We start from the raw sequence: 7,967 nt of genomic DNA, 5'->3' as shown, positions 1-7,967 counted from the left end.
CGGCGGCGGCGACGGCCAGCAGCAGGTTCTTCGGGTCGGTCGCCAGCAGGGTCGCCCCGAGGGCGGCGGACCGGGCGGGGGTGGAGCGGTCGACCGTCCGCATCCAGGCCGGCGGTCCGTGCACCCGGCCCTCGCGCGGGCGGTCCCACCACTGGCGCGCGCCGAGCAGCAGAAGCAGCCCGCCGACGGCCAGTTCGAACCACCACGACCAGTCCGGGGCCACCGTGTCCCCGGCGAGCCGGGATCCGAGCGCCACCACGACGGCCGTCACCGCCGTCAGCGCGGCCGTCCAACCGGCGGCGAACGACGCCCCGTTGGCCCGGCCCCTGGGTGTGGCGAGCAGCAGGACGGTCGCGATCAGCGCCATCGGGCTGATTGCGATGCCCGCGGCCGAGGCCAGCATCCGGCCGACGGCGTCGCCCATCGCGCTTCCTTCCTGGGGGGACGGACCCGGCCCGGCGTGGCGGCCCGGGTCCTCTCTGGGCGTCGTTGACGGGCCCTTCCTGCCCATGGGCGGGCAGCGGGGAGCGTGCGTCGGCGGTCCGGAGGCGCGTGCTCCGGCGGCGGCCGCCTGGCGTGATCCGAAAGAGCGGGCCTAAGCCCGGTGCAGGGGCGGGAGGCGGTAGGTGCCGGCCAGGGCGGCGGGGCCGGGGCGGTAGAGGCGGATCACCGGGCGGAACGGGCCGGCGGGGGTGGGGAGCCAGTTCGCCGCCTCGGAGGGGGCGGTGGGGGGTTCGTGGCGGAGGTGGAGGGTGAGGCCGCCGTCCGGGTCGCGGACCAGGCCGGGGGTGCGGCTGCCGATCGAGTGGCGGGCGGCCGGGTTGGCGACCAGGCGGTGGTCGGGGAGGCCGTACACGGTGAGGGACCAGAACTCCTCGGCCGGCGGCAGCCCGTCCGGCGGGAAGCGCAGCGTGTAGGGGTGGGTGCCGTCGAGGGGGCGGCCGTCGGCGTCGTCGGTGGTGGCGGCGTGCAGGGCCTCGTAGGCGTGGCAGCCCCAGAGGCCGGCGCGGGCGGCGGCGGCGCGGCTGAGGTAGGCGGCGCGGCGGTCGGGGATCCGCCATTCGGGGTCGTCGAGGGTGCCCGGGCCGAGGAAGGCGGTGTTGTGGTCGACCAGGTGGAGCGCCGTGCGCCACTCACCGGGCGGGTGGTCCTCGGGCGTCCTGGTGGCGTCCTCGACCCGTTCGCGCCCGGCGGCGAGCCCGGTCGCCAGGGTGAGCGTCCAGTCGGGGGCGGCGGCGCGGTACGGCGAGGGGCCGGGGTCGAGGAGGCCGAGCGGCGCGAACCGCTGCTGGTAGTCGCGGTCGGCGGCGGCGGGCGGGTAGGCGGCCATCCAGACCCGGAGCCGTTCGAAGAAGGCGAGCCGCTCGGGCACGTCCGGGTCCGGGGCGGGCAGTCCGGCGGCGACCCCGCCGGGCTCCAGCGGTTCGAGGAGGAGCCCGTCCTGGAGGGCGCTGACGCGCGGGAGGTCGTCCGGTCCGGCGCAGGCGAGGCGGCCGACGACGGTGGCGACGGTGGTCGGCGCGGCGATCACCCGGTCGGGGTCGGCCGGGGTGCCGTGCCAACCGGGCGGGACGATGAGCCAGGTGCGGGCCGCGCTGCCGGTGGCGCGGCTGCCGAGGTAGGCGAAGTTGTCGGTCCACGCGTCGACGAACTGCAGCACGTGGTAGGCGCCGGCGGTGTCGGGCACGTGCAGCAGCTGCGGGCCCTCGGAGAGGTCGAGTTGGGCGACCGAGTAGAGCACGTCGTTGTTGACGGAGACGAAGTCGTCGTCCGGGCCCGCCAGCCGGGTGGCGTGGGCGAAGCGGTTGAACGGGGTGGCCGGCAGGACGCCCAGGCCGCCGTGCACGAAGCGGTCGATCGTGGTGAGGCCGGCGACGAGCGGGTAGCCGTAGACGTAGGCGTCGGCGGCCAGGGCCTCCAGCTCGGGCTGGTTCATGGGGCGGGCGTCCTTCCGGGCGGGGTCAGCGCGGGGTGAGCGGCGGCGGCGTCCAGCGGCCGTCGAGCACGGACGGGTCCGGCCCGTACAGGCGGATGACGGCGGTGAACGGGCCGTCCGGGGCGGGCAGCCAATTGGCCGACTGCCCGGCGTCGGCGGGCCGCTTGTGCTGGAGGTGGAGGGTGAGGCCGCCGTCCGGGTCGCGGACCAGGCCGGGGGTGCGGTCGCCGATCGAGTACCGGTCCAGGGTGTTGTCGACCAGGTGCAGCCCGGGCAGCGCGTACATGGTCACGGACCAGAAGTGGCGGGCGGGCGGCAGCGCGTCCGGCGGGAACCGCAGCAGGTAGTCGCGCTCGCTCGCGTTGGGCGGGCGGTGGCCCGCGCTGTCGGCCTGCCAGCCGCCGTACCAGGCCTCCTCGACGGGGAGCCCGTACAGGCCGGTGAGCGCGCCGACCGCCCGGTCGAGGTACCGGGTGCCGAGCTGTTCGCGGGTGCCGAAGAGTCCGACGGAGGACCCGGTGCGGGCGGCGGCGCTCGCCAGTTCGGCCTTTCCGTCGGCGATGCCGCGCTCGATCTCGGCGCGGACCGCGAGCGGCAGGGCGGCCGGTTCGAACTCGCCCCGGCCGTCGATGCCGAGGTCGGCCAGCCGGCCGCGCAGGTCGGCCTCGGCGGGCGGGGCGGCCTCGGCGGGCAGGAAGCCGAGCAGGAAGTCGAGGAAGGCGAAGAACTCGACGGTGTCGAGCACCTCGTCGCGCCAGACCGGCCAGACCGGCTGCGGGGCGGGCTCGGGCTCCGGCGTGCCGGTGTACTCGTGCAGCGGGCGCAGGCGGTACTGCCGCTGGAGCTCGGCGAGTTCGGCGACGGCGTCGGGGGCGGTCCCGTCGAGGTGGGTGCGGCCGAGGATGCCGACCAGCCGGGTGGTCGTGCGGATGACGCCGGTGACGCCGGGCGGGGGCTCGCCGTGCCAGTCGGGGCCGGCGACCAGGTGGTCTCCGGCCTGCCGGCCGGTGGTCCGGGTGCCGACGAACCCGGCGTAGACGGTGTCGAGTTCGTGCACCGGCAGGACGTAGTAGCGGTCGGTGGCGGGGACGGAGAGCACCCAGGGTTCGGTTCGCAGGTCGAGCCAGGCCCAGGAGTACGGGGTGTCGTTGTTGGGCGTGACGACGTCGGTGTCCGCCGGGGTGGCGGGGCGCGGGTAGTGGCGGAAGACGCCGAAGCCTCCCACGTGGCGCGGGTCGGCGTCGTCCAGCGCCTGGGCGTACAGGGTGCGGTAGTTCTGCAGGATCGGGTAGCCGCGGACCCACGCCTCGGCGGCGGTCGCGCGGACGGTGTCCGGGTCCACGAGTGCCGGGTTGACCATGGTGCCGCTCTCCCCTGCGTGACGGACGTGCCGGGTGGATGTATCGGCACCGGTCGTCGCCGATCGGTGCGATTCGGTACGAGTCGGATGCTATGCGGGCCCCCTGGGGTCGGCATCTCGCCGTGGGCCGGTCGGACCCGCCCGGGCGAACGGCGGCCTGCGCCCAGGGCGAACGGCGGCATGCGGGGGAAGGGGCCGGGACAGCCTTTCCGGTATGAAGATCCTTCTGCTCGGCGGCTCGTCCTTCCTGGGACGGGCGTTCGCCTCCGAAGCGCTCGCCCGCGGCCACGAGGTCACCACCTTCAACCGCGGCCTCACGGCCGCCGACCTCCCCGGTGTGGAGGCGCTCCGCGGCGACCGCGACGCGCCCGAGGAGCTGGCCCGGGCGGCCGAGGGGCGGCGCTGGGACGCCGTGGTCGACACCTCGGCCCAGCAGCCCGCCCAGGCCGCGCACTCCGCCCGGCTGCTGCGCGACCGCGCCGAGCACTACACCCTGATCTCCTCCGTCCACGCCTTCGCCGACTGGCCCGCCCGGGTGGTCGACGAGACCTCCCCGCCGCACCCGTGCCCCGCCGACACCCCGCCCGGGCAGGAGTTCAGCGCCGCGCTCAAGGCGGGCTGCGAGCGCGCCGTCCTGGAGCACTTCGGCGCCGAGCGCGCGCTGGTCCTCAACAGCGGACTGCTGATCGGCCCGTACGAGCAGGGCGGTCGGCTGCCCTGGTGGCTGGAGCGGATGGCCCGGGGCGGACGGGTGCTGGCGCCCGGGCAGCCGGGGCGGCCGATGCAGCTGATCGACGTGCGGGACTTCGCGGCCTTCGGGCTGGACCTGCTGACGGCGGGCACGGCCGGCCGGTTCATCACCACGGCGCCGGCCGGACGGCTCACCTACGGGGAGTTCCTGGCGGGCTGTGCCGCGTTGGCCGGCGGCCCGGACACCGAGTTGGTCTGGGTCGCGGACAGAACGCTGACCGCCGAGGGGCCGGACCGCGTCCAGCCGTGGAGCGAGCTGCCGTTGTGGCTGCCCGAGGCCCCGGAGTCGGCGGCCACCTGGCTGGCCGACACCGGACGGGCCGAGGCGGCCGGGCTGCGGTGCCGCCCCTTCGCCGAGACCGCCCGGGACACCTGGGAGTGGCTGCGGCGGCGCGGGTCGGCGGACGACACGGAGCCGGACGGGCGCAAGCGCGGCCGGATCCTGCACGGGATCGAGCCGGAGAAGGAGCGGCGGCTGTTGGAGGCGCCGGCCCCGGTGCACTGACCGGGCGGACCCGGTCCCGCCCGGTGGGGAGAGCGGAGGCGCCCCGCTCCCCCGGCGGGGTCCGGCTCAGTGGGTGCGGCGGGTGACCAGCTCGGCGAGCGCGAGCAGTTCGTCGGCGGCCGAGGGCTCGGGCACCGCGAGTGCCAGCTGGGTCATCGCCGCGGCCATCCGGTCGCAGGACTCGCCCTGGGCCCAGGCCCGGCCGCCGGCGCCCTCGACGGCGGCCGCGCAGCTGGCCAACTCCTCGCCGGTGAGGGGCCGTTCCAGCGCGTACAGCTCGGCGAGCCGGGCCCCGTCGGGCGTCCCGGAGCCCAGCGCCGCGACCACCGGCAGCGACTTCTTGCGGACCAGGAGGTCCGCGCCGACCGGCTTGCCGGTGACGGCCGGGTCGCCCCAGATCCCGATCAGGTCGTCGATCAGCTGGAACGCCAGGCCGATCTCCCGGCCGAAGCCGTCCATCGCCTTGGCGGCCCCCTCCGAACCGCCCGCGTACCGGGCTCCCATGGCGCAGGCGGCGCCGAGCAGCGCGCCGGTCTTGGCCTCGGCCATCGCCAGGCACTCGGTCAGCGAGACGTCGTCGCGCTGCTCGAAGGCGCAGTCGATCTGCTGGCCCTCGCACAGCTCCACCACGCAGTCGGCCAGTCGGCGCACGGCGTCACCCGCGGCCGGGTGGCCGTCCTCGGCGAGCAGGCGCAGCGCCAGCGAGTGCACGGCGTCCCCGGCCAGGATGGCCTCGGTGGTGCCGAACACCAGCCAGGCGGTGGGGCGGTGCCGCCGGGTCTCGTCCCGGTCGATGATGTCGTCGTGCAGCAGCGTGAAGTTGTGCACCAGCTCGACGGCCGCCGCGGCGGCGGTGGCCGCGGCGGGGTCGCCGCCCAGCGCCTGGGTGGCGGCGAGCACCAGGGCGGGCCTGATGGCCTTCCCGGAGGACGCGGTCGACGGCGTGCCGTCCGCCTCCCACCAGCCGAAGTGGTAGCCCGCGACCCGGCGCATGGTGCCGGGCAGCGAGTCCACGGCGGCCCGGAGCACCGGGTCGACCAGGGTGCGGGCCCGCGCGAGGACGTCCCGCGCCTCGTTTCCCTCGCGATGGTCGCGCTCCAGCGTGAACATTCCCATGGGTCCTCCCCCTCGGTGGTGCGGCGGGCCGGCCCGGGACCGGGCCGGCCCTGCCGCGGTCGGCCCTAGCGGTGCGCGATGTCCACGTTCTCCAGAACGCCGACGGCGTCCGGCACCAGGATCGCGGCGGAGTAGTAGGCGCTCACCAGATAGGAAATGACGGCCTTCTCGTCGATTCCCATGAACCGCACCGAGAGGCTCGGCTCGACTTCATCGGGAATTCCGGTCTGGTGCAGGCCGATGACACCTTGGTTGTCCTCACCGGTGCGCATGGCGAGGATCGAGGTGGTGTTCCCGTTGACGATCGGGATCTTGTTGCACGGGAAGACCGGCACCCCGCGCCAGCCGAACACCTGGCGGCCCTGCACCTCGACGGTGTCCGGGTAGAGACCGCGCCGGTTGCACTCGCGGCCGAACGCGGCGATGGCCCTCGGGTGGGCGAGGAAGAGCTTGGTGCCGCGGCGGCGGCTGAGCAGCTCGTCCATGTCGTCCGGGGTGGGCGGGCCGGAGTGGGTCTGGATGCGCTGGTCGTAGTCGGCGTTGGTGAGCAGGCCGAACTCCGGGTTGTTGACCAGCTCGTGCTCCTGGCGCTCGCGCAGCGCCTCGATGGTCAGCCGGAGCTGGTGCTCGGTCTGGTTCATCGGCTTGTTGTAGAGGTCGGCGACCCGGGTGTGCACCTTGAGGACGGTCTGGGCGACGCTCAGCTCGTACTCGCGCGGCTTGAGCTCGTAGTCCACGAAGGCACTGGGCAGCTCGTACTCGCCGTGGTGGCCGGCGGAGAGGTCGATGGCCGCCTCGCCGTGCTTGTTCTGCGGCTGCTGGAACCCGGCCAGGTACTCCATGACCTGCAATTGGAGCGCCTCGGAGCGGTCGGCGAGCTCCTGGAAGGCGGACCACCGGAGGGACAGCACGGTGCCCGCCGTGTCCGCCCGGACGGCGTACGCCCAGGTGGCGTTCTCCTGCTGGAGCACCTCGTCGCCGAAGTGGTCGCCGTCGGCGAGCGAGCCGACGACGGCCTCCTCGCCGTACTTGCCCGTTCCGAGCCGGCTGAGCTTTCCGTACGCGATGATGAAGACCTCGTCGATCGGCGCCCCCGCCGAGACCAGGACCTCACCCGGGGAGACCTCGCGTTGGACGAAGCGCCCGGCCAGCTCCTCCAGCACGGCGTCGTCCGGGAAGCCCCGCAGCACCGGCACCTCGCGCAGGGTCGGCGCGAGGATCCGGGCCTCGACGCCCGTCCGGTCGAAGCCGACCCGGCCGCGGCCGACGGCGTGGCGCAGCCGGCGGTTGACCCGGTAGGTGCCGGCCGAGACCTGGACCCAGGGCAGCGTCCTGAGCAGCCAACGGGGGCTGATCTCCTGCATCTGCGGCGCGGACTTGGTCGTCGTCGCGAGGTTCCGCGCGGCGGCGGTGGCAAGACTCTGCTGCTCCCGGGCCTGTGCTTCACCGCCCGGTGCAGGAATACCGACGTTGGTTTCGGTCGACATAGGAAGCCCTTCGCGTGCCCGTACCCGATGAAGTGTCGCCTTGCAACTTGCAACAATCATGGTGGTCCCATTCGGAGGGCCGCCGCAATCACTCTTTCGAGTGGTCGGGATAACCGAAAAAATAGTACGAATAGAATGTCTGATCGATATCAATTCGATCAAGTGATCTAATTTTTTCCGGAATGGGATGGTCCGGTTCACCTCCCGGCCCGTGCTCCGCGGACCCACCCCGCGTACGGGGCCGCGCCCGGGGCCGCTAAGGTGCCACCTCAAAGGGCCACGGGCCACTGGACGAGCGCGGCCGCGAGACAGCCCTTCCCTCGTTCACCCCTGCCCTGGGAGGCCCCGTGAGCGCCCCCGTCACCGTCTGGCTCAACCGCACGTACGCCGAGAACGTGTTCTTCATCGAACAGTTGCGCGCCGCCCCGCGTCCGGTCCGGATCCACGCGACCCACGTCGACCCGGACTCCCCCGTCCTCGCCGCCGCCGACACGGCCGGCCTGGAACCCGCCGACCTCACCCCCGACGCCTACGTCGCCTACGCCCTCGACCACTGCGCCCGCCAAGGCGTCGACGTCTTCGTGCCCCGGCTGCACCAACTCGCGATAGCGCTGCACCGGCAGGAGTTCGAGGCCGCCGGCACCGCCCTCGCCTGCCCGCCCGCCACCGCGATCGCCGCCTTCGAGAGCAAGGCCGACGGCTACGCGGCGATGGCCGACGCCGGACTGCCCACCCCGCCGTGGTGGCTGGTGCGCACCGCCGGGGACCTGGTCGCCGCCGTCGACCGGATCGAGTCGGCCGGCCTCACCGCCT

The 7,967-nt window shown here is 74.4% G+C and carries 6 protein-coding genes and 1 pseudogene; 2 read left to right on the top strand and 5 right to left on the bottom strand.

Annotation, left to right across the window (positions count from 1 at the left end; translation table 11 throughout):
- From ABD308_RS37480 to ABD308_RS37470, 3 genes are all read right to left on the bottom strand, one after another.
- Nucleotides 1-424, bottom strand: a 424-nt coding sequence (locus tag ABD308_RS37480; RefSeq protein WP_344345151.1) for a GAP family protein, incomplete at its 3' end; no start/stop codon positions are given.
- A gap of 171 nt (nucleotides 425-595) precedes the next feature.
- Complete coding sequence (locus tag ABD308_RS37475; RefSeq protein WP_344345149.1) at nucleotides 596-1,936, bottom strand: DUF1254 domain-containing protein; 1,341 nt, start codon at nucleotides 1,934-1,936, stop codon at nucleotides 596-598.
- 25 nt (nucleotides 1,937-1,961) lie between these two features.
- Nucleotides 1,962-3,296 carry a DUF1254 domain-containing protein gene (locus ABD308_RS37470; RefSeq protein ID WP_344345147.1) on the bottom strand — a complete coding sequence of 445 codons (1,335 nt, stop codon included), beginning with the start codon at nucleotides 3,294-3,296 and terminating at the stop codon, nucleotides 1,962-1,964.
- 214 nt (nucleotides 3,297-3,510) lie between these two features.
- Between ABD308_RS37470 and ABD308_RS37465 the strand changes: the two genes are divergently transcribed.
- Nucleotides 3,511-4,551: an NAD-dependent epimerase/dehydratase family protein gene (locus ABD308_RS37465; RefSeq protein ID WP_344345145.1), complete on the top strand. Its 1,041-nt coding sequence runs from the start codon at nucleotides 3,511-3,513 to the stop codon at nucleotides 4,549-4,551.
- 66 nt (nucleotides 4,552-4,617) lie between these two features.
- Here ABD308_RS37465 and ABD308_RS37460 read toward each other — a convergent pair whose 3' ends face one another.
- Entirely contained in the window at nucleotides 4,618-5,667 is a 1,050-nt protein-coding gene (locus tag ABD308_RS37460) for a family 2 encapsulin nanocompartment cargo protein polyprenyl transferase (RefSeq protein WP_344345143.1), read from the bottom strand.
- Between the two features lie 65 nt (nucleotides 5,668-5,732).
- Nucleotides 5,733-7,154 carry a family 2B encapsulin nanocompartment shell protein gene (locus ABD308_RS37455; RefSeq protein WP_344345140.1) on the bottom strand — a complete coding sequence of 474 codons (1,422 nt, stop codon included), beginning with the start codon at nucleotides 7,152-7,154 and terminating at the stop codon, nucleotides 5,733-5,735.
- Nucleotides 7,155-7,501: 347 nt separating this feature from the next.
- Between ABD308_RS37455 and ABD308_RS37450 the strand changes: the two are divergent.
- Nucleotides 7,502-7,967: pseudogene (locus ABD308_RS37450) on the top strand (ATP-grasp domain-containing protein); the annotation flags it as partial.

This window comes from Kitasatospora putterlickiae (assembly GCF_039527695.1).
Classification (GTDB): Bacteria; Actinomycetota; Actinomycetes; order Streptomycetales; family Streptomycetaceae; genus Kitasatospora; species Kitasatospora putterlickiae.
This window is presented reverse-complemented; position numbering and strand designations above follow the sequence as displayed.

Bases quoted from the DNA above. Each gene is read 5' to 3' on its own strand.
- ABD308_RS37475 (WP_344345149.1), bottom strand. From the start codon at position 1,936: ATGAACCAGCCCGAGCTGGAGGCCCTGGCCGCCGACGCCTACGTCTAC.
- ABD308_RS37470 (WP_344345147.1), bottom strand. From the start codon at position 3,296: ATGGTCAACCCGGCACTCGTGGACCCGGACACCGTCCGCGCGACCGCC.
- ABD308_RS37465 (WP_344345145.1), top strand. From the start codon at position 3,511: ATGAAGATCCTTCTGCTCGGCGGCTCGTCCTTCCTGGGACGGGCGTTC.
- ABD308_RS37460 (WP_344345143.1), bottom strand. From the start codon at position 5,667: ATGGGAATGTTCACGCTGGAGCGCGACCATCGCGAGGGAAACGAGGCG.
- ABD308_RS37455 (WP_344345140.1), bottom strand. From the start codon at position 7,154: ATGTCGACCGAAACCAACGTCGGTATTCCTGCACCGGGCGGTGAAGCA.